We start from the raw sequence: 22976 nt of genomic DNA, 5'->3' as shown, positions 1-22976 counted from the left end.
AAAATTTACAACGTTTGAGTAGTACTCGCATTCTCCTCAACTGTATTATCTAAACACAGAACCTAAAAACATTCTTAATGAATTCTAATTCTGAAATAAAAACGCTTTTACAAAAGTTTGTTTTAAATCAATGCACTGCTGAAGAAACCGAGCAAGTAATTGCCTATTACCGAAATAATACTCTTACGGATGATTTTCCGACGGTTGAAGATGTTCAAAATCTTTTGGATGAAATGCCAAAAATGGACAAACAAACTGCAGATTCTATTTTCAATACCATTTTAACCAGTGCAAAAGAAGAAGAAACTGTAATCGAAATGCCTTCTAGAAAAACAAGCTACAGAAAATACATTTCTATTGCGGCATCTATTGTTGTGCTGCTCGGAATTGGTTTTTTCTACAAACAAAATTTAGCAGACCAGCCGGTTGAACAAAAATTTGATTTTAAAAGCTCTGAGATTGTTTTACAATTAGAAAATGGAGAAACTCAAATTATTTCTGAGCAAAATTCCTCTCAGGTTAAAGATGCAGAGGGAAATATTGTTGGAAATCAAAACGGAGATAAATTGGTGTATGAAAACAGTTCTGATCCTGAAAAATTGGTTTACAACACAATTAAAATTCCATACGGTAAAAAATTCCGTCTGCAATTGTCTGACGGAACTTTTGTACACCTAAATTCTGGAACCACTTTAAAATATCCTGTAAAATTTATTACCGGCGAAAACAGACAGGTATTTCTCGATGGAGAAGCTTTTTTTGATGTTGCCAAAGACAAAAAACATCCGTTTATCGTAAACGTCGACGAATTGAATGTGCGCGTTCTCGGAACACATTTTAATGTTTCTAATTATCCTGAAGATCCTGCAACCGATGTTGTTTTAGTCGAAGGTTCTGTCGGAATGTACGAATCAAAAGAGGAGTTTGACGCTTTAAAAAACACCATTTTGAAACCTGGTTTTAAAGGAAGTTTCAACAAAGAAAATGCAAAAATTTCGACCAAAGCAGTTATTACCGATATCTATACTTCTTGGATAAACGGCGGTTTAACTTTTAGAAATATGGCTTTTAAAAATATTATTACCAAGCTTGAAAGACGCTATAATGTTACAATTGTAAATAAAAATGAAAAACTGGCAAACGAGAAATTCAACGCAAGTTTTAAAGAAGAATCTATAGAAAATGTCATGAGTTATTTTAATGACATTCACGGCATTAATTACACTATAAAAAACAATCAAATACTAATTAAATAACCACTAAACCAATGAAAATTTATGATGGAAAAAAAGTACTAGAATAAAAAAATCGGAAAGAGCTGCGAACAATTTCCGATTTACTAAGTGATTGAATATAACGAATTAACTACAATCAATTAACAAAATTATGAAAAAAAAATCTAAGAATAATGGGTTTCTATACTCATTGTTCCAAAATGACCTAAAATTGAAATTAACTACACTCCTTATTTTGGTCGCCATGTTTAATATCCGAGGGAATACTTATGCCCAAAAGACAAAAGTTACTTTGGAATTAAACAATTCAACAATCGAAAAGGTTATTGAGACCATTGAACAAAAAACTGACTTCAGATTCATTTACAAATTGAACGATATTGACTTAGATCGAACGGTTTCAATTTCTGTAAAAGACCAATCTATATATGTGGTTTTAGATAAAATTTTTAAAGGAACTCCAACCGAATTTAAAATTCGCGACACCCAGATTATTCTCAAAAAACCAGAACTAAAGACCCAAGTAATCGAATATCAAAAACAAACCGTTTCTGGTGTAATTACAGATGAAAACGGTCTGCCTTTGCCAGGAGCTTCTGTTGTGGAAGAAGGAACTAAAAACGGAATGGTAACGGATTTTGACGGTAAATACAAACTTACCGTAGAAAGCAGTCAGTCTGTAATTGTGGTTTCTTTTGTGGGTTACAAAGAGAAAAAAGTAACTGCAAATCAAACTGTAATCAATATTCAGCTGCTTCCAGATGCTACCGATTTACAAGAAATTGTAGTGGTTGGTTATGGTACTGCTGCAAAAAAAGATGTAACAGGAGCCGTTTCTTCTATTGCGGCTAAAGATATGAATCAGGGTGCAATTGTAAATCCGTTACAATTGATTGCCGGAAAAGCAGCTGGTGTAAACATCACACAATTAGGAAGTGAACCTGGTTCTGGACCAAGTGTTCGTATTCGCGGTATTTCTTCTTTGATTGGAGGAAGTGATCCTTTGGTTGTTGTTGATGGAATTCAGGGAAATATGGACTTGTTAAATCAAGTGCCTCCAACTGAAATTGAAAGTTATGACATTTTAAAAGATGCATCTGCAACTGCAATTTATGGCTCCCGCGGTGCGGCTGGTGTGCTTATTATTACCACTAAAAAGAATAAAGCGGGTAAAACTACAATGGAATATATTGGATCAAGTTCAATCGATTTTATTCCTAAAAAATTACACATGCTAAATGCTGATCAATGGTGGGCTGCCGCGCAGAGTGTTGGTGTTCCTGCATCTGCTAATCACGGTTCTGATACCGATTGGTACGGTCTTTTAACTCAAACTGGATTTACAAATACACACACTTTATCTTTTGGAGGCGGAACTGATAAATTCAATTACAGAGCTTCTTTAACTGCCATTATGCAGGATGGGGTTGTGATTAACTCCAGCAATAAAAAATACATCGGCCGTATGCAGGCAAGTCAGATGGCGCTTAATGACAAGTTAAAATTGACTTTTAATTTAAATACAGGTATCAATAATACCACCAGCATTATTCAAAATATCGGGACAGCAGCGTATACTTCAAACTTAATTACAAATGCGTATTTACTACGACCTACAGATCCTGTTTTTAATACTGATGGAAGTTACTTTACAGATCCAAATGTATTTCAATATTTAAATCCATACGCTACTGCACAAACCGTTTCTAACAATGCAGAAAACGATAACTTGTTTGCAAGTTTAAAAGCCGATTTGGATTTGGCAAGGGGCTTAACCGCAAACTGGTTCGGAAGCTGGAGAAAAACAAATACTACAGAAGGTTATTATCTTCCTGTTGCCTCTACAAGTGCGTATGCAATAGATCAAAATGGTTATGGAAATGTTAGAAACCGCCGCCAGAATGAGAAACTAACCAACTTCAGTCTTAATTATAAAAGAACATTTGGCATTCATAACATCAACGTTTTAGGTTTATACGAATGGCAGAATCAAATGTATCAGGGTAATTTTGCACAAGTAAGAGGTTTTATTAACGATGACGCTGCTTACAACGCACTTCAGTTAGGCGATTTAACAAAAATTCGTCCGGGAGACATAGAGTCTTATAAAAACGACAGAACATTGGTTTCGTTTTTAGGAAGATTAAATTATTCGTTACTAGACCGTTATTTAGTTACCGCTAGTATTCGTCGTGATGGTTCATCTGTATTTGGGGTTAACAACAAATGGGGGAATTTTCCATCTGCATCTGTGGCTTGGCAGATTAACAAAGAACCTTTTATGCAAAAACAAGAGTGGTTTGACGAACTAAAACTTCGTGTGGGTTATGGAGAAACCGGCAATCAGCAGGGACTTTATCCGCAAAATTCAATCTCATTGGTGGGCAGCAGCGGTACAACTTATTTTGGAGGTGCTCCAATTACCAATTATATCATCACTCAAAATGCCAATGCCGATTTGAAATGGGAAACCAAAAAACAAACCAACTTAGGTCTTGATTTTGCACTCTTAAACAATAGATTAAGAGGTACTGTAGATGTTTATACTTCAAAAACAGAAGATTTATTATTTGATTATACAGTACCGCAGCCTCCATATCCGTATCCAACTATCAAAGCAAATGTTGGAAGTATTTCGAATAAAGGTCTTGAAGTTTCGCTTGCTTATGATGTGATAAAATCAGAAAACAGTACACTGACTATAGCAGGAAACCTTGCTTTTATGAAAAATGAGGTGCTTAATTTAAACGGAAGCATTAACGGAGTTCCGTTAAATACAGATTATGTAGGATGGGGTGCAGCAAACTCTTATTTAGTAAAAGGAAAACCAATTGGCGCTTTTTACATTCTGGAACACACCGGAAAAAATGAGAATAATGTAGAAACTGTTTTAGATCGCGACGGGAATGGTATAATTGATCAGGGAGCAAAAAGTCCAGACCGCTATTATGCAGGCTCGGCTCTGCCAACTTATACTTTTGCATTTAACCCTTCTTACCGATATAAAAACTTCGATGCATCTATGTTAGTAAGAGGTTCTGGAGGAAACAAAATCTACAACGGTCTGCGTTCTAACTTAAGCAGAATGGAAAATATTGGTAAATCGAATGTTTTAGAAAGTGCTGTAGAGCAAGGAATTTATACTTCGCCATACGGATCAGATTTATGGTTAGAAGACGGTTCCTTCATTCGTTTAGAAAATCTTACTATGGGATACAGTTTCCGTTTTACAGATAAATACATTGATACTATTCGTCTTTCGCTTACAGGAAGCAACTTATTCCTGATAACAGACTATTCGGGTATTGACCCAGAATTGAATGTTAGCGGCAGCGGCAGGACTGAAGATAACTTTGGAGGTGACCGAGGAATTTACCCTCGTACCAGAAGTGTGGCGTTTGGTTTGACTGTAAAATTTAAATAGTAAAAGACATGAAAATTAAAAATATATTGATAACAGGAAGCGTGTGTTTCCTGACTCTTTTTAGTTGTACAGATATAGACGAAAATGTGTACGATAAATATCCTGCAGATGAATTTTACGGAACACCGCAAGGCGCAGATATTGCTTTGGCAAGTGTATATGCACAGGTTCCGGGAGAATTTTTAAGAGATAATGCTTCTGGTGTCGGGTATGCCGGTGCAGATAATGGCTGGTACGACATGAACTGTATGTCATCAGACGAACAGGTTATTCCGCACAGAAATACGGGAGACTGGCAGCAGGATTTTGCACGCCTGCACAAACACGAATGGCTGCCGACTGATTTTATTATTGGCAATACTTGGAACTGGCTTTACAAATCTATTTTCAATGCCAATTTAGCGGTTAGTTTATTAGAAAAATCAAATGCTGACCCTTCAAAAATTGCCGAAGCCAAAACATTAAGAGCTTTCTTTTATTATTTATTGATTGATGATTATGGTGATGTTCCTTTCTTTACAGACAATAATATTACCGTTGATAAAATTCCGCAGTCAAGCCGCAAAGAAGTTTTTGATTTTATTGTAAAAGAATTAACCGAAAATGTTGATTTGTTATCGGGAACAAGAGGCGGTAATTATTATGGAAGATTCAATAAATGGGCGGGTTACACTTTGTTAGCAAAAGTATATTTGAACGCTGGAGTTTATACTGGAACTCCAAAATGGAATGAAGCCTTAGCCGCTTGTAATAAAGTTGTCGAGGGAGGTTTTACTTTGCATTCTGGAGCAGTAGACGCAGCAAATCCGCTGGGAAGTAAATATTATGAATTATTTGGAGATGTACTTCCAGATGATGAAACGATCCTGCCAATTTATGCAACGTTAGATGTTGTTTCCCGTAATATTTATGCTGTTCGAAGTTTATACGGTTCGCACGCTCAGACTTTATTTGGTTTTAGCGGCTGGAACGGTACTATTGTCCCTAAAGAATTTTTCTTGAAATATGATGCAAATGACATTCGCAGAAAACAATTTTTAGTTGGAGAACAGCCGGGTGGTGTCAATTATACGCTTAATGTTGCTTCATTAGACAATCCGGGAGCAGATCCTCAGGCGGGAGTTCGTAACGTGAAGTTCTATCCTGTTGCGCCAAGAACAGGCGGAGGAGCTTCTAACGACTTTCCTATTTTCAGATATGCCGATGTTATTTTAATGATGGCTGAGTGTAACGCTCGTTTAGGGAACGCAGGTGCTGCTAAACCTTTTATAGATCAAATTAGAGTTCGTGCTGGTTTAAATGCTTTAGACCACAACCCTACACTTGATGAAATTTACAACGAAAGAGGTTTCGAATTAAACTGGGAAGGACACAGAAGACAAGACATGATTCGTTTTGATAAATTTTTATTGGCTAACGAATTCAGACCAGCATCTCCTGCTTTTAGAAAGTTGTTCCCAATTCCAACGGCTGCTTTAGATGCCAATCGTGGATTAAAACAAAACCCAGGTTACTAAAAACTAAAACAATCATGAAAAAATATATTAATAAATTATTCATACTGGGCAGTTTGCTTTTCTTGGGTTCATCCTGCGAAAACGACGCCGAATTAACGACATTAAAAGCTGTTAGTTTTCCTTCTGAAATAAGTGTTTCGACTACCAAAATAGTTTTAACAGAAGACACCGCAGACGATCAGGTCTTATTGGTTTCCTGGCCAGAAGTTGCATTTCCTGTCGAAGCTCCTGTAACGTATGCATTGCAATTTGATTTGGTTGGAGATACCAGCGGTGCCAATGCTTGGTTGAAAGCCAAACGAATTGAAGTAGGAACAGACGTTTTAAGCAAAACCTTAATAGGTCAGGAACTAAACAAAATTGCTGTCGATTTAGGACTCCCAATAGATGTTGAAGGTAAATTAGTTGTTCGTGTAGAAGCAGCAATGGATCGTAAAGTGTTTTCAAACCCAATTACTTTGACTGTCACTCCTTATGAAAAAAGTGTTGTTTTCGGCGAAATTTATATGCCGGGAGCTTATCAGGGAGAATGGAATGTTGACACTGCCAATTCTTTGCCTGCTATCGCAAAAGGCGTGTATCAAGGCTATGTTACCGTACTGCCGGGTTATGGACCGGTATTTAAATTGAATACCGAAAGAAACTGGGCACAATTTTATGGAGCTGGCGCTGCAAACTCAGATATGGTCAATATGAGTACCAAAGATTTTGCGCTTCCGGGTGAAGGATCTTTCCAGATCAAAGTAAATTTAAATACTTTAAAATGGACTGCTGCGCCTTATTCTTGGGGAATTGTCGGCGACGGAACTGCCGGAGGATGGGACAACAGTACACCGATGAACTACGACTATCAGACTAAAACCTGGAAAGTAACGGCAACTTTAGTTCCTGGAAATGTAAAATTCAGATTGAATAACAATTGGACTATCAATTATGGATCTAAAAATGCAACAGACGGAATTGCTTATCTGGACGATTCTGGTGCTCATTATGTTGGAGAAGGCGGTACGTACGAAATCACAATGAAAATTAATGATGTAGATCCAGCAAGTCTTGGATACCCTCCAACGTTAACTTATACGATCACTAAAAAATAAAAATTAAGTTTAGTTTGGTTTGAGTTTACCTGTCTTTTTACTTCGAAAGGCAGGTTACTTCTCAACCATTTAAAAATATAGACACTATGAAATTTAATATAAAAATCATTTACGGTTTCTTGCTAGCATTAGCATTTGTTTCGTGCAGTTCTTCTGATGACGATAACAAAACTCCAGAATCTCCGTACACACAATATGGAGCTTCTTTTGATAAAATGCCTAAGAAAGAAGATGCCGTAATTTATCAGGTAAACATTCGTGCTTTTAGTCAGGCGGGAACTCTAAAAGGAGTTCAAGAAAGATTAACACAGATCCAAGAATTGGGTGCCAATGTAATTTACCTAATGCCGATTTACCCTGTCGGGAAAGAAAGAGCAACCGGCGAACTGGGGTCTCCTTACGCTATAAAAGATTATAAAGCGGTAAATCCAGATTTCGGAACTTTACAAGACCTTCAGACCTTGGTTGAAGAAGCACACAAAAAAAACATGGCAGTAGTTTTAGACTGGGTTGCCAATCATACCGCTTGGGATAATGCATGGATTACGCAGCATAAAAATTGGTATCAGCAGGATGCAAGCGGGAATATTATTATTCCGCCGGGAACCAATTACAATGATGTGGCGCAGTTAAACTTCAACAATCAAGAAATGAAAGATGCGATGATTGATGCTATGTCTTATTGGGTTTACAATGCCAATATTGATGGATTCAGATGTGATTATGCTGATTTTGTTCCAAATAATTTCTGGGCTGATGCAATTTCTAAATTGAGAAAAATCAAAAAGAATCAAGAGATTTTAATGTTGGCTGAAGGTTCAAAATACAATCATTTTGCATCTGGTTTTGATTATATTTTTGGTTTCAATTTCTTTTATACGATAGAACAATTATTCAAAGAAAACAAATCGGCTGCAACGATTCAGAATTCTAATGCTGTAGAATATGCAAACGTTTACGATCCATCAAACAAAGTGGTTCGATACACCAGCAACCACGACGTCAACCTTTCTGACGGAACGCCATTGGAGCTTTTTGGAGGAAAAAAAGGTTCTATCGCCACTTTTGTTGTTGCTGCATATTTAAGATCAATTCCGATGATTTACAACGGACAGGAAATTGGTTACAACAAAAGATTGAATTATTTTGCTAAAACGCCTATCGACTGGTCAACAGCAGATACTGAAATGCTGGCTGAGTACAAAAAAATCATTGCTTTTAGAAACTCGAGCAATGCTCTTAAAACAGGTGAATTTACAGGTTACAGCAGCGACGCTGTAAGTGCATTTACTATGATAAAAGATACCGAAAAAGTATTTGTCCTTTCTAATCTTACTGACGCAACTGTAAAACAGCTTGTTCCGCCAACATTGAAAGGAAATTGGAAAGACGCTTACACTGGAGCTTCAGTAACGCTTGGATCAGATGTAACCTTACAGCCTTTTCAATATTTAGTGTTGAAAAATTAATACCTAAAGCAACTTTAAAACCTAAATTTGCACAAAACTAAATAAACATGAATTTTCAATCCCAAAAATCATTGCTCCAAATGCGTTTGAGCAAAAAAATGGCGCTTTTATTTTTTGTATTCCTAAGTACTTTTTGGCTTAAAGCACAAGAAATAAGCTCACCGAACAAAAATCTTTCTTTAAAATTTGAATTAAAAGAAGGCGGTATTCCGTCTTACCAATTATCGTATAAACAGAAACCGGTTATCCAACCAAGTTCTTTGGGTCTGGAGCTTCAGAACAATGCTTCGTTTATGGATGGTTTTACCATTACAAACACCGCACAAACTGCTGTTGATGAAAATTGGAATCCTATTTTAGGGGAGGAAAAAACAATTCGTAATCATTACAACGAATTGGTTGTCACTTTAGCGCAAGCGAAAAATAACAATAGATTTATCCGTCTTCGTTTTCGTTTATTCAACGACGGATTGGGATTTAGATATGAATTTCCAAAACAAAATGACCTGAATTATTTTGTAATTAAAGAAGAACGTACACAATTTAATTTGGCCGGAAATCATAAAATTTTCTGGATTCCGGGAGATTATGATACCAACGAATATGCGTACACAACTTCAAAGATTTCAGAAATTCCTTCGCTGATGAAAAAAGCAACGATCGAAATCAATGCACAGCAGCCAATCAAAGAATTATCTGTTCAGACTCCGTCTATGATGAAATCTGATGATGGTTTGTACATTAATATTCACGAAGCAGGGTTAATCAATTATCCGGCAATGTATTTAGAAGTTGATGCTAAAACCAACAAAATGGTAAGTCATCTGGCGCCAGACGCAGTTGGAAACAAAGGTTATATGCAGACTGATACGCAGACTCCTTGGAGAACTATTGTTGTAAGTGACAAAGCAACTGATATTTTGGCTTCTAAACTTATTTTGAATTTAAATGACCCAACTTCATACAAAGATGTTTCCTGGATTAAACCAGTGAAATACATCGGAATTTGGTGGGAATATTTTGTAGCTGGAAGAAGTACGTGGGCTTTTGGAAAAGAAAACAACGTTAAAATGACGGATGATTTTACAAAACTTACTCCAAATGGAAAACATGGAGCAACGACAGAACGCGCTAAAGAATACATTGATTTTGCTTCTAAAAATGGTTTTGATGCGATTTTGATCGAAGGCTGGAACATTGGCTGGGAAGACTGGATCGGCAACTGGAAAGAAGATGTTTTTGATTACGTAACCGCATATCCTGATTTTGATGTAAAAGCAGTTCACGCTTATGCTGCTTCAAAAGGTGTAAAAATTATCATGCACCACGAAACCTCAGGATCGGCTACCAATTACGAACGTCGTCTGGATCGTGCTTTTCAATTTATGAATGATAACGGTTATGATGCCGTAAAAACAGGTTACGTAGGACAGATTATTCCGCGCGGCGAACATCACGACGGACAATGGATGGTGAATCATTACATTAATGTTGCCAAACGTGCTGCCGATTATAAAATTATGGTAAACAGCCATGAAGCCGTTCGCCCAACAGGATTACACCGAACTTTTCCAAACTGGATTGCTCAGGAATCAGCGCGCGGTACCGAGTTCGAATCTATGGGAGGATTAGCTCCGGATCATACAACCATTTTACCTTTTACCCGTTTAATGGGAGGCCCGATGGATTATACACCGGGAATTTTCCAAACTGACCTTTCGTACTACGGAACAGGAAGTTCACAACGAGTAAACACGACTTTGGTAAAACAATTGGCTTACTATGTAACGATGTACAGTCCGCTGCAAATGGCTGCAGATATTCCAGGGAATTATGAGCGTTTTCCAGATGCTTTTCAATTCATTAAAGATGTAGCGGTTGATTGGGATAACAGTTATATTATGGAGGCTGAACCTGGCGATTACATTACAATTGCAAGAAAAGCAAAAGGTAAAAACGAATGGTTTATTGGTTCAATTACAGATGAAAATACCAGAACAGCCACTATTTCATTTGATTATTTACCCGCTGGAAAAAACTTCATTGCGACCATTTATGCCGATGCTAAAGACGCTGATTGGAAGCAAAATCCACAGCGCTATACGGTTACTAAAGTTGTTGTAAACTCCAAAAGCAAATTGAAGCAATACTTAGCTCCGGGCGGCGGTGCTGCCATCAGCATCAAAGAAGGAACTGCTTCTGATTTAAAAGGATTGAAAAAATTATAGATTAACGATTACCAAGTTTTTTAGCCGCGAATTACACAAATTCCTCGAATTTCAATTGTTTCGTATTCAAACAGAATACAAATTAGTGCAATTCGTGTAATTCGTGGCAGAAAAACTATTGCCCAATTTTGAGCAAAAAATTAAGACTTTACTATTGAAAACTATTAACCACAAAATGTTTGTCGAATTTAAAAAACAATGCGAGTGAAAATGAATTTTAGTTAGAAATGCCGACAAGCATGCAAAAACTATTATTATGAAAATCAACAGTACCTCTAAGTTATTTCATTTTAAGAAAACACTATTTTGTTTTCTATTATTATTTGCAAGTTCTCTTTATGCCCAAGATCCTGCTCAGTATGGGACTCCATTTACCGGCGTTCCCGATACACGAGACATCAATATGTATCAGGTGCACATACGACCGTTTAGTGCCAACGGAAATCTAGCCGGAGTAACCGCCCGTTTAGACAACATAAAAGCACTCGGCACCAATGTGATTTATTTAATGCCGATTTTCCCCCACGGAACAGATTCCCGAAGCTCGGCTTCGCCCTATTGCATCAAAGATTTTAAAGCCGTTGGATCAGAATATGGTTCACTTGCCGATTTAAGAACCCTGGTTGATGGTGCTCACAGCCGCGGTATGGCTGTTATTTTGGATATTGCCATCAACGGAACTTCTTGGGATCACGGATGGACCGTTTCACATCCCGAATATTACAAACGAAGCGGCACAACGATTCAGCAACTAGGAAACTTCTCAGATATTGCAGCATTGGATCTCAATAATTCGGCTACTCGAAATGCCATAAAAGACGCGATGCGTTATTGGATTTTTGCCGCCAATATTGACGGATACCGCTGCGATTATGCCAATAATCCTCCTTTAGATTTTTGGTCCGAAGTCAATTCAAATCTTAGAAGTATATCTTCACATAATTTATTAATGTTAGCCGAAGGTGACAGACAGGAGAATTTTCAAGTTGGTTTTGATATGAATTACGGGGACAGATGGTTTCACAGCGGTTTGTATGATATTGCAAATGGCGGTCCCGTTTCTCAAAGACTCCAAGATCAGACTACTTATGAATATGCTAAAGCGACGGGAAATCAGCAAATCGTTAGATATACGGGTAATCATGACACTTACACCAATGATGACGGCGTAAGAAGACCATTCGTACCCTTTAAAAATCATAACGGAGTCGTTGCTAATTTCTTAGTTTCGGCTTATATGAGAGGAGTTCCTTTCTTAATGAGCGGACAAGAAATCGACTACGAACCCAAAACCGACTGGCCTTGGACTGGTTTCAAATTCAACTGGTCGCAAAACCCAACTGCTGCTGCCGATTTTGCTAAAATTTTAAATTTCAGAACTGCAAGCGCAGCAATACGACGCGGTGATTTAACGACGTATGCGAATGATGATATCAGTATTTTTACCAAAACATTAGGTACCGAAAAAGTTATCGTAATGTCTAATTTGAGAAATGCTTCAAAATCGTATGTAATTCCGGCAGCATTAGCAGGAACTTATGTAAATCCGTATAACAACAATGCATCGGTCACTTTAACTACGGGCGCAACAAGAACATTTGCAGCGTACGAATATTTGGTTTTAACCAATACAAATGCTCCCGTTACAGCAGTTACAGGAGTTTTGGTTAGCCCAACAACTGCAACCGTTGGTTTAGGCTCTACGCAGCAATTAAACTCAACTATTGCTCCTGCAAATGCAACAAATCAAAACGTAACATGGACATCGAGCAATACGGCTGTAGCAACCGTAAACTCTTCTGGTTTGGTTACAGCGGTTACTGCAGGAACCACAACTATCACAGTAAAAACAGTTGATGGAAATAAAACAGCAACCTCAACCATAATGGTTGCTGCAATTCCTGTTGCCTCTGTAAGTGTTTCACCAACTACGGCAAGTTTATATGCAGGAAATACACAGCAGCTTTCAGTTACAATTGCTCCTGCAAATGCAACAAACAAAAACGTAACATGGAGTTCTAACAATACAGCAGTTGCAACCGTAAATTCGGCTGGATTGGTTACCGCAGTTTCGGCTGGAACAGCTACCATTACAGCAACAACACAAGACGGAAACAAAACCGCTTCGACCACTATTACCGTAAACCCAAATACTAATTTTACGGTTTATTTCTACAAACCATCCAATTGGGGAACCGGAATTAAAATTTATTATTGGAGTGCCTTACCAGCTGGAGTTTTAGCAGATGCAGCCTGGCCAGGCGTAAACATGACCAATGCAGGAAACGGCTGGTATAGTTATACGTTTACAAATGTAAATTCAACCAACTTAATTTTTAACGACGGAACCAGCCAAACTACAGATTTAAGCAGAAACAAAACAGGCTGGTACATGAATGGCGCTTGGTACGATTCTAATCCGGGAACCGGAGTTGCAGTTACAAGCGTAAGTTTAAGTCCGTCTACGGCATCTTTAAATGTTGGCGGAACACAGCAATTAACGCCAACGGTTTTGCCATCTACAGCGACAAACAAAGCCGTAACTTATAGTTCAAATAATACAGCCGTGGCAACGGTAAGCAGTTCTGGATTAATTACTGCCATCTCAAACGGAACAGCTGTAATTACAGTCGCAACTGTTGATGGAAACAAAACAAGTACTTGCATTGTTACCGTTTCTACATCTTCTGGAGGAGGAACATATTTCACTATCAAAAACAGATGGACAGGCGCTTATTTATCTGATGCCGGCACTAATGTTGGTTACGGAGCAACCGTTTCTGGCAACAATTACAAATGGCAGAAAATCGCAATCGATGCCACTTATTTTGTTTTGAAAAATGCAGCAACCGGTGAATTAATTAATATTGAAGGACAAACCGGATCTGTTCAATGTAATATTACTGACACCACTTTCTGGAGCGCACAATGGTCTAGTGATTATATTGATGGAACCTGGGTTCGTTTAAGAAACAGATGGCAGTCTGGAAATATTATTCATGTTGAAAACCAAACCGGTTCTGCTCAATACGGAAATTCGCAAGACGGCTGGTTCAGTGCACAATGGCAATTGGAACCTACAACAGTTGGAACTTCTAAAATGGCGTTAAATATCGAAGAAACATCTGCTGCAGAAAAATCAATTGGTATTTATCCAAATCCTTCAACAAATAATGAACTTCACTTTTTACTGCCTGAAATGCCTAATGGAAATACAGCAGTAATTACGGTTTCTGATTTAAATGGAAGAACGGTTTTAACCGAAAATCTTTCCTCTTCAGGACAAATCAATCACGATTTGGGAGAAGGAATTTATATTGTAAATATTGCTTCTAAAGATTTTAATGTAACTAAAAAACTGATTGTGAAGTAATCGGATTTTAGTTTAAAATTAAATGGCGTATGAAAAACTCATACGCCATTTTTTTTGCCACGAATTCACGAATTTTCTAGGTACTAAAAAAAAAATAATTCTTGAATTTGGACATGTTTTTAAAAAGAATAATTCAAAGCAAAACCAAAATCATTTGATGATGAGATTTCATTTTTTATTATTGCTGGTTTAAAAGATAATCTTTCGTCAACGTTAAACTGTGATAAAGCTGCATCAACATTCGCATCAATAATATTTAAAACATAAAAACCTGCGATAAACAACGCCGAAAGATCTCGGTTTCTTTGAAATCCTTTTTGAATACTAATCAATTGGCTGTCTGTTAAACGTGTTAAACTTGCGTTGGTATTTTTACCTTCAAGCCTGCTTTTATATTCATCTCGATACAAATTATATTTTTTTTGATTGTCAAAATACAAATAAGTACTTGTGCCGATTGCACCGTAAACCAGAGGCACTTTCCAATATTTCTTATTGTAAATTTGTCCCATCCCAGGGAAAATAGCAGAATAAAAAGCCGCTTTTGCAGGACGAAGCGGGTCAATTTCGACAGGTTTTAAAGAATCAGTGGCAATTATTTCTTTTGTTTTCTGGGCTGATAGTGTGGTTATTCCAAATAATAAAAATGCAAAAAGAAGTCTATAAGACATAAAAGTGGCTTTGAAAATTTTGGGTCAAAGAAAACTTTTTTGTTCTGAGATTTTTCTTAAATAAAGTATAAATAAAACTTAATTTTTTAATTAGCAGCTACGAATTCACAAATCAATTTAAAATGAAGTTTTTCAAATATTTCGTAAATCCGTTGCTGCCTTCAGATTATAATTATGCTTCAAATAGTTCTACGCACTTTTATAGATTGTATTCTTAAAGTTTACCTCTCTTTTGCAAACCTGCCAATAGATCTTTTGCAAAATCAGCAGGATGAAGCGCGTAGCCTAAATGTCCTCCAGGAACTGATAAAACTTGGGTTCCAAATTGTTTGGCCAGATTGGTAACCGGCCAGGCTGGCATGGTATTAACCGAATCTCGGCCTACGCAAAAAAGAATTTTATCTTTATTCTCTTCCAATTTATCGGTATCAAAATCAGTCGACGGATATTGTCTCATCTCATGCTGAAACCAATACGTTGTGTTGGGTGTTTCCGGTCCTTTTCCGCCTCTCATCAATTCACCATCCTGCGTACCCGGAATCAATTCATTTACAAATTTATCTTTTGCAGGACCTTCTCCTTCCTTTGTATAAATATCATAGATTTCCTGAACCGTCGCTTTCCATTTGTCTACATCCGGAAGATATTTTAAAGCGGTTGGCTCATGCGGAACGAGTGCTTTAATAATCTCAGGGTGAAGTATCATCAACTGAAGTGAAACCAAAGCTCCTGAACTGCTTGCAAATACAAAGGCCGGTTCATTGGTTAGATGTTTGATTAAACTTGCGGCGTCATTGGCATCAGTATTTATTCTGTGGCTGTAATCTTGTTCTCCCACCAGTTTTGAACCTGAAAATCCCCGGCGGTCGTAAGTCACAACGGTAAATGTTTTAGACAATATTTCGCGAATAGGCGTAAAGATAAAATGATCTCCATTTGCTCCCGGAATCATTAATAAAACCGGTCCGTTTCCTTTTGTTTCATAATACAATTCGGCTCCTGGAACTTTTAATATTCCTGTTGTTACTTCTATGATTGGTTGTGTGTTATTTTCCATTTCTTTTTAATTTTAAATTTATAAGTTCAATAATTTTTCCACATTTAAGTGTCCTATCTTCGCTTTATCTTCTTCAGAAATCGAAGCATTTTTAAGAAAATCCCCGGTTTCTTTTTTCATTAAATAAGGATAATCTCCTGAGTAAATAATGTGATCAGCACCCACTTGCGCAATGGCAAATTGTAGTTGAGTTTCAGAGAAAATTCCACTTGGTGTGATATAGACATTTTCTTTATAATATTGTGAAATTTTGCATTTCAAATGGCTCGCCACCGCACCTAATTCTTCATCCATTCTTTCCAGAAAAAAAGGTACGAATTCGCCCCAATGTCCTGAAATCAGTTTAAGATTAGGCAGTTTGTCAAAAATGCCCGAAAGAATCATTCTTAAAACATGAATACCACTATCCATATGCCATCCAAAACCCGATGTTGGGAAAATTCCGTTGACCAAATTGGGCCAGTTTTCGTTTTTAAAATAATAATCTGCAACTTTCTTATCAATAATCCCGGGATGCAAATAAATGGGCACATTCAAGTGAGCTGCTTTTTCAAAAATTGGAAAAAACATAGGATCATCAAAAAATTTACCCTGAAAAGTTCCGGCTAATAAAGCACCTTTAAACCCCAGATCTTTTACAGCACGTTCTAATTCAGCCGCAGCTGCAACAGGATAAACCACGGGCAAAGTGGTAAAACCGGCAAAACGAGTTGGATTTTGTTTGATTAAACAGGCTAATTCCTCATTGGCTTCTGCACAAAGTTCAATTGCCATTTTAGGATCAGCAATTCCCTGCGGACTCCCGCTGCCGTATGAAATGACTTGCATGTCGATACCGCTTTCATCCATAAATTTAAGTCTGCGCGCGCCAACATCTTCAATGTCTTCATTTGTCGGCAAATAATGTTTTATTAATGCTTTTACGTCTTTATCTTTTTCAGCATCTGCATTTTTTGGCTGAAACTGTTTCATTTTCTCACTTATTTTTGGTGAGCTAAAATGTTCTTCTATCGTGATAATTTTCATTTTTTCTAATTTTAAGAATTTAACCAATCTTCAGATTCCTGATACAATTTTGATACGGTTTCTGGTTTGTCAATTCCCGGTAAATTAACATCTATAGGATAACCGCTTTTGCTTAAAGCATAAGACATATTCGCATAACTTGGTCTGAATTTTGCAATTTCTTCTTTCGGAATTGTGATGCCATCAGCTGGTGAAACTGGTAACAGGGAATCTTTCTCGTAAATTCCTTCCATTGAAATAATAGCCCAGACGTTGTTTATTTTTTGAGTTTTATATAAAAGCTTTACGTCTGATTGTAGTTCTAATAAATGTCCTTCGATTTCCATTCTGATCTGAATCGTTGCCATTGTAACCGCAACAGCTTTATCTTTATTTAACCAAACCAAAGTGTCGAATAATTTATGAGGCGCATAGGTTTCCATGCTACGTGACGCATCAACAAATTCATGTCCGGAGCCTTTAAACCAGGAAATTATTACAGTTGAATTTTCTGCAAAACATTTCTTCATTTCTTCCCATTGTGCATTGTCTCTGCAAAAACGTTCGAACTCAATTAATTCTTTGATATTGAATTTATCGATTACATTTTCAGCAGTATTAGCAGATGGTTTTCTTAATAGTGTTTTCATAATCAAACCTTTTAATTTTAGTTCTAAATAATATCAGTTTATTTTCTGATGATTTATAGGACAAAATTAGGCTGATAGAAAAACCTGTGCATTGACAAAAGTCAAAAAGGGTTATTTGGATTTGAGTCTGCTTAAGGTCTCCTGAGAAATTCCCAAGTAGGTGGCCACAACTCTATTAGAAAGGCGCTGGATATAATGAGGCTGTTCTTTTAAAAGTTTTTCGTAGCGTTCTTTAGCAGATAAAGTAACCAAATCCTCAATTCTGCGATTTTGAAAGGCAAAAGCTAATTCTAGCATTTTTCTGTAGAATAATGCCCAACTTGGAATTTCATTTAAAAGAATAAAAAAGTCATCATACGAAATAGAAAGTAATTCTGAATCTTCTAAGGCATCGATATATTCAACAGAAGGTTTTTGAGTAATAAAACTGGTGAGTGCTGTAACGGGAGAATTGTCAAATGAAACTAATCTGGTTTTTTCCTGACCTTCTTTAGTAATATAATAAGTTCGCATACAGCCTTTTTCTAAAAAATAAAATCGGGTACAAACTTCGCCCTGCGATAAAATAATGGTATTTTTTTTTATTTCATGAGTAGTAATACAAGACATTATTCTATTCATATCCTGCTTATTAACTTCTGCTAGCTGCGTAATAAAATCTTTAAATATATCTGTCATAATCCAAGTTTAGGATGCTTTTCTTGGAGATCAATTTAAGCAATTTGTGACCTATAAATGTAAGACAAATTTATTTTAAATGGAATTAAAAATAAGATAATACTTATTATTTAGAAATAATACCTATTACATCAATAGTAAGAGGAACAGATTAAATCATTAAACAGAATTTACAATAGAAGCAGATTGAACTGATTCGCTATCGCAAAAACACAAAAAGACACAGATTTTTTTAATAAATCTGTGTCTTCTTGATAGTAAATGTGTGTAATAATTACAGTTTTGACTGTGATGTAATCTCTAATACTAGTCCTCAAACAACTCCATTAACTCTAAAGCTCGTTTTATCGACTTTACGTTTTCAAAAGTCAATAACAAACGTAATCCGTTTACGGTTTGTTTTTCTTTCATTTTACAGAGATTGCTGTGCTTCTGAACAAAGTTTAAAACATTTCTAAACTTCACAGACTGGTAATAATCGGATTGCTGGTCTGAAACGAAATAACCGATCATTTTACCTTGTTTCAAGACCAATTTCTCGATTCCCACTTTCGTAGCAATCCATTTGATTCTGATGCTGTTTAATAACGAAACGGCTTGTTTTGGCAGCGGTCCGAAACGGTCGATTAGTTTCTTCTCAAACTCCTGTAATCCGGCTTCGTCTTTTATCGCTCCTAATTCGTTGTATAAAACCAAACGTTCTGAAACGTTATTGATATATTCATCTGGGAATAAAAGCTCAAAATCGGCATCGATTTGAATGTCTTTTACGTATTCTTTCGTATCAATATCATTTTCTTCCGGATATAAATCCTTGAATTCGTTTTCTTTTAATTCTTCGATGGCTTCGTTCATGATTTTTTGGTAAGTATCAAAACCAATTTCATTGATGAAACCACTTTGTTCTCCTCCTAATAAATCTCCTGCTCCACGAATTTCAAGATCTTTCATGGCAATATTGAAACCGCTTCCCAGTTCACTGAATTGTTCCAAGGCCTGAATACGTTTTCTCGCATCTTCTGTCATGGATGAATACGGCGGGCAGATGAAATAACAAAATGCTTTTTTGTTGCTTCGCCCAACGCGGCCGCGCATTTGATGCAAGTCGGATAATCCGAAATTGTTGGCATTGTTGATGAAAATCGTGTTGGCATTCGGAACGTCCAATCCGCTTTCGATGATGGTAGTGGCTACCAAAACATCAAAATCTCCGTTCATGAAACCTAACATCAATTCTTCGAGTTTTGCGCCGTCCATTTGTCCATGGCCGATTCCTACTCTGGCATTTGGAACCAAACGCTGGATCATTCCGGCCACTTCTTTTATATTTTCAATTCTATTATTAATGAAGAAAACTTGTCCATTTCTTTGAATTTCATACGAAATCGCATCACGAATAACCTCTTCATTAAAACCAACCACATTCGTTTCTATCGGATAACGGTTTGGCGGAGGCGTTGTAATTACCGATAAATCTCGCGCAGCCATTAGCGAAAACTGAAGTGTTCTCGGGATTGGTGTTGCTGTTAATGTCAGCGTATCGACATTTGCAGCAATGGTTTTGAGTTTATCTTTTACGTTAACTCCAAATTTTTGTTCCTCATCGACAATCAACAATCCTAAGTCTTTAAAAACTACATTTTTATTAACCAATTGGTGTGTTCCAATTACAATATCGAGTTTTCCTTCCGCTAAATCTTTTAGGGTTTGTGTTTTTTGTTTTGCCGTTCTAAATCGGTTTAAATACCCAATTGTAACCGGCATATCTTTTAATCGTTCTGAGAAAGTTCTATAATGCTGATACGCCAAAATAGTCGTAGGCACTAAAACGGCAACTTGTTTGCTATTGTCAACCGCTTTAAAAGCAGCACGAATGGCAACCTCTGTTTTCCCGAAACCAACATCACCGCAAACCAAACGATCCATCGGGCGGTCGCTTTCCATATCGGCTTTTACTTCTTGTGTAGATTTGGTTTGATCCGGTGTATCTTCATAAATAAACGAACTTTCTAATTCGTTCTGCAGATAACTGTCTGGTGCAAATTGGAATCCTTTTTCTAATCTTCGTTTTGCATACAACTGAATCAAATTGAATGCAATATGTTTGACACGCGCTTTGGTTTTTTGTTTTAAAACTTTCCATGCGTTCGATCCTAATTTGTAGATTTTCGGCGGAGTTCCGTCTTTTCCGTTGTATTTCGAAATTTTATGAAGCGAGTGAATGCTTACATACACGATATCATTATCTGCATAAACCAATTTTATGGCTTCCTGCGTTTTGCCTTCAACCTGAATTTTCTGCAAGCCGCCAAACTTTCCGATTCCGTGATCGATGTGCGTAACATAATCACCAACCGAAAGCGCCGTTAATTCCTTAAGCGTAATATTCTGCTTTTTCGAATAACCGTTTTTAATATTGAATTTATGATAACGTTCAAAAATCTGGTGATCGGTATATGCCGTTATCTGATTTTCTTCGTCAATAAAACCTTGGTATAAAGGCAGTACAATGGTATGGTATTGTTTGCGGATATTCTCTGAATTGGCTTCGTCCAAACTTTCAAAAATATCATGAAAACGTTTCGCCTGCGTTTCATTCGAACAGAACAAATAATTTTTGTATCCGTTAAAATGATTGTCGCTCAGATTATTCAGCAATAAATCAAATTGTTTGTTGAAAGAAGGCTGGGGCTGAATATGAAATTCAAATTTTTTTGTGGTTTTGAAAATGGGTTTTGACGCCAATTCTACAACCGAAAAATCTAAAGCGCGTTTAATAAATGAGCTTTGATTTAAAAATAACTGCTCTGGAGCAGCATGTTTTATTTCTCCCGAAAGTTTTGAAAAAGCTTCTTCTGCCCTTGCAAATTGTTTGTCTAACTGACTAAAAAGCCCATCGGTATTTTGAATAAAAATGACGGTTTTCTCCGCAATATAATCTAAGAAACTTTCGCGGTTTTCCTGAAAAAGCTTGTTCTCAACGTTCGGGATAATCGTGATTTTCTTGTGCGTTTCTACCGACAGCTGCGTTTCTACATCAAAAGTTCTAATGCTGTCTACTTCGTTACCGAAAAACTCGATTCGGTACGGATGATCGTTTGAAAAAGAGAATACATCGACAATTCCTCCGCGAACTGAAAATTCGCCGGGTTCTGTAATAAAATCGACTCTTTTAAACTCGTACTCAAACAAAACTTCGTTGATAAAATCGATCGAAATTTTATCGTTTAAAGCTACTTTTAAAGTATTTTTATCGAGTTCTCTTCTCGTAACCACTTTTTCAAAAAGTGCTTCAGGATAGGTAACAATTACAGCTGGTTTTTTTCTGGAATTAATTCTGTTTAAAACCTCAGCACGAAGTAAAACATTGGCATTATCAGTTTCATCAACCTGATACGGACGGCGAAATGATGCGGGATAAAACAAAACATCCTGCTCGCCGATCATTTGTTCCAGATCATTCAAATAATAAGCCGCTTCTTCTTTGTTGTCTAAAACAATTAAAAAAGGCAGTTCGGTTTTCTTAAAAACAGAACGAATAATAAAGGAAACAGCAGATCCAAGAAGTCCGCTAAGGTTCATTTTTATCTGATTTCCTTCTAGTAAGCTTGCTGCAATCTGCTCTGCTTTTGGCAGATTATCGTATGTTGTATATAAGGCGTTTTTACTCAACTTGTAAATTTTTATCTAAAGGCGGCGCAGTATTCTTAATGGCTCGTGTAGTATCTAACATTCTTAAGAAATCTTCTTCTCCTTGTTCTTTTGGAATTTTGGCTCTCTCCACAATTTTATCCATTTGTCTTTCTAACGAAATCAATTCTTTATTAATTTCCTGCACCAGGAAAACCACTTTATCGTCTGGAATTTTACTCAGGTGAATAAACAAATCCAGCATTTTGATTTTGGTAATTAAAATAGAAATACGGGCTTTAATCTGCGGCAGATTAAACTCTGTTGGAATATTATTGTTTAAAGCCACTGCTTTTTTAGAAATGGCAGTCGATTTTTTTTGAAAGGCACCAATTGTTTTTCTTGGTTTATCTCCGATTTCTTTCATAAAATCGCGCCATTCTGTCCAAGAATTTAGTTTGCTTTCTGAAATTTCATTAATAGGTTCGTCAATAAAAGTCCAGCCTTTATTTATATTATTAAAAATAGCTTCCTTCTTTTTGGCTTCTTTTGCATTTTCAGCAAGTCGTTTTTGATCTTCGTTTTGACAAGAATTCAAGATAAAAAGCAAAAGCAGTAAAAGAGATATTTTATATTTCATTTGTAAAACATTAAGCTACAAAGTTACGAAGTAATTTTACAATTACGAATTCTGTTTTTTGCTAATAAAAAGTTGCTTTTTTGTCAAAAAATTAACCGCAAAGAGCGCAAAGGTTTACGCAAAGTTCGCAAAGCTATTTCTATATCTAGCTTTGCGAACTTTACATTTTTAAACCTATTGTATATAAAAAAACATTTGTGTTCTTTGCGGTAAAAACAATTAACCAATGAGGAATAATCCAACGAACGAACTTTTTTATTAAAGAATTTATAATTTATGATTCTAAAAAGCATACGTAATTG

The 22976-nt window shown here is 36.5% G+C and carries 14 protein-coding genes; 7 read left to right on the top strand and 7 right to left on the bottom strand.

Going from position 1 to position 22976, the window contains the following annotated elements; translation table 11 throughout:
- Positions 1-77: 77 nt before the first annotated feature.
- The 7 genes from C4F50_RS08735 (at position 78) to C4F50_RS08705 (ending at position 14343) form a co-directional block, all read left to right on the top strand.
- Positions 78-1256 (top strand): FecR family protein, encoded by a 1179-nt coding sequence (locus C4F50_RS08735; RefSeq protein WP_193846059.1) that lies wholly within the window; start codon positions 78-80, stop codon positions 1254-1256.
- A gap of 190 nt (positions 1257-1446) precedes the next feature.
- The gene (locus C4F50_RS08730; protein ID WP_228011993.1) at positions 1447-4659 is read left to right on the top strand and encodes a TonB-dependent receptor; all 3213 of its coding nucleotides are present in this window, start codon (positions 1447-1449) and stop codon (positions 4657-4659) included.
- 8 nt (positions 4660-4667) lie between these two features.
- The gene (locus tag C4F50_RS08725; protein ID WP_193846057.1) at positions 4668-6176 is read left to right on the top strand and encodes a RagB/SusD family nutrient uptake outer membrane protein; all 1509 of its coding nucleotides are present in this window, start codon (positions 4668-4670) and stop codon (positions 6174-6176) included.
- A gap of 14 nt (positions 6177-6190) precedes the next feature.
- A complete protein-coding gene (locus C4F50_RS08720; RefSeq protein WP_193846056.1) occupies positions 6191-7273 on the top strand; it encodes a SusE domain-containing protein in 1083 nt (360 codons plus the stop codon).
- A gap of 86 nt (positions 7274-7359) precedes the next feature.
- Positions 7360-8742: an alpha-amylase family glycosyl hydrolase gene (locus tag C4F50_RS08715; protein ID WP_193846055.1), complete on the top strand. Its 1383-nt coding sequence runs from the start codon at positions 7360-7362 to the stop codon at positions 8740-8742.
- Positions 8743-8822: 80 nt separating this feature from the next.
- On the top strand, positions 8823-10970 hold the full coding sequence (locus C4F50_RS08710; protein WP_194139135.1) for a glycoside hydrolase family 97 protein: 2148 nt from the start codon (positions 8823-8825) through the stop codon (positions 10968-10970).
- A gap of 256 nt (positions 10971-11226) precedes the next feature.
- On the top strand, positions 11227-14343 hold the full coding sequence (locus C4F50_RS08705; RefSeq protein ID WP_193846054.1) for an Ig-like domain-containing protein: 3117 nt from the start codon (positions 11227-11229) through the stop codon (positions 14341-14343).
- Positions 14344-14462: 119 nt separating this feature from the next.
- Here C4F50_RS08705 and C4F50_RS08700 read toward each other — a convergent pair whose 3' ends face one another.
- The 7 genes from C4F50_RS08700 to C4F50_RS08670 all read right to left on the bottom strand — a co-directional run bounded on the left by C4F50_RS08700 (position 14463) and on the right by C4F50_RS08670 (position 22674).
- Positions 14463-15014: a DUF5683 domain-containing protein gene (locus C4F50_RS08700; protein WP_193846053.1), complete on the bottom strand. Its 552-nt coding sequence runs from the start codon at positions 15012-15014 to the stop codon at positions 14463-14465.
- Positions 15015-15228: 214 nt separating this feature from the next.
- On the bottom strand, positions 15229-16071 hold the full coding sequence (locus C4F50_RS08695; RefSeq protein WP_193846052.1) for an alpha/beta fold hydrolase: 843 nt from the start codon (positions 16069-16071) through the stop codon (positions 15229-15231).
- A gap of 18 nt (positions 16072-16089) precedes the next feature.
- Complete coding sequence (locus tag C4F50_RS08690) at positions 16090-17097, bottom strand: amidohydrolase family protein (protein ID WP_193846051.1); 1008 nt, start codon at positions 17095-17097, stop codon at positions 16090-16092.
- Between the two features lie 11 nt (positions 17098-17108).
- Entirely contained in the window at positions 17109-17726 is a 618-nt protein-coding gene (locus C4F50_RS08685) for a bile acid 7-alpha dehydratase (RefSeq protein ID WP_193846050.1), read from the bottom strand.
- A 111-nt stretch (positions 17727-17837) separates the two neighbouring features.
- Positions 17838-18404, bottom strand: coding sequence for a Crp/Fnr family transcriptional regulator (locus tag C4F50_RS08680; protein ID WP_193846049.1), 567 nt, complete (start codon positions 18402-18404; stop codon positions 17838-17840).
- Positions 18405-18710: 306 nt separating this feature from the next.
- Positions 18711-22076 carry a transcription-repair coupling factor gene (gene mfd / locus C4F50_RS08675; protein WP_193846048.1) on the bottom strand — a complete coding sequence of 1122 codons (3366 nt, stop codon included), beginning with the start codon at positions 22074-22076 and terminating at the stop codon, positions 18711-18713.
- The gene (locus C4F50_RS08670) at positions 22069-22674 is read right to left on the bottom strand and encodes a hypothetical protein (RefSeq protein ID WP_193846047.1); all 606 of its coding nucleotides are present in this window, start codon (positions 22672-22674) and stop codon (positions 22069-22071) included. Before C4F50_RS08670 ends, mfd begins: the two co-directional genes overlap by 8 nt.
- Between the last annotated feature and the right edge of the window lie 302 nt (positions 22675-22976).

It is taken from the genome of Flavobacterium hungaricum (assembly GCF_015182285.1).
GTDB classification, from domain to species: domain Bacteria; phylum Bacteroidota; class Bacteroidia; order Flavobacteriales; family Flavobacteriaceae; genus Flavobacterium; species Flavobacterium hungaricum.
The sequence above is the reverse complement of the archived record's forward strand: the minus strand, read 5'-3'. Positions and strand labels throughout refer to the sequence as shown.

What these genes read in the sequence shown, in the direction of transcription:
- C4F50_RS08680 (WP_193846049.1), bottom strand. Translation starts at nt 18,404, where the DNA reads ATGACAGATATATTTAAAGATTTTATTACGCAGCTAGCAGAAGTTAAT.
- C4F50_RS08735 (WP_193846059.1), top strand. Translation starts at nt 78, where the DNA reads ATGAATTCTAATTCTGAAATAAAAACGCTTTTACAAAAGTTTGTTTTA.
- C4F50_RS08710 (WP_194139135.1), top strand. Translation starts at nt 8,823, where the DNA reads ATGCGTTTGAGCAAAAAAATGGCGCTTTTATTTTTTGTATTCCTAAGT.
- C4F50_RS08690 (WP_193846051.1), bottom strand. Translation starts at nt 17,097, where the DNA reads ATGAAAATTATCACGATAGAAGAACATTTTAGCTCACCAAAAATAAGT.
- C4F50_RS08705 (WP_193846054.1), top strand. Translation starts at nt 11,227, where the DNA reads ATGAAAATCAACAGTACCTCTAAGTTATTTCATTTTAAGAAAACACTA.
- C4F50_RS08670 (WP_193846047.1), bottom strand. Translation starts at nt 22,674, where the DNA reads ATGAAATATAAAATATCTCTTTTACTGCTTTTGCTTTTTATCTTGAAT.
- C4F50_RS08685 (WP_193846050.1), bottom strand. Translation starts at nt 17,726, where the DNA reads ATGAAAACACTATTAAGAAAACCATCTGCTAATACTGCTGAAAATGTA.
- C4F50_RS08725 (WP_193846057.1), top strand. Translation starts at nt 4,668, where the DNA reads ATGAAAATTAAAAATATATTGATAACAGGAAGCGTGTGTTTCCTGACT.
- C4F50_RS08720 (WP_193846056.1), top strand. Translation starts at nt 6,191, where the DNA reads ATGAAAAAATATATTAATAAATTATTCATACTGGGCAGTTTGCTTTTC.
- C4F50_RS08700 (WP_193846053.1), bottom strand. Translation starts at nt 15,014, where the DNA reads ATGTCTTATAGACTTCTTTTTGCATTTTTATTATTTGGAATAACCACA.
- C4F50_RS08695 (WP_193846052.1), bottom strand. Translation starts at nt 16,071, where the DNA reads ATGGAAAATAACACACAACCAATCATAGAAGTAACAACAGGAATATTA.
- C4F50_RS08715 (WP_193846055.1), top strand. Translation starts at nt 7,360, where the DNA reads ATGAAATTTAATATAAAAATCATTTACGGTTTCTTGCTAGCATTAGCA.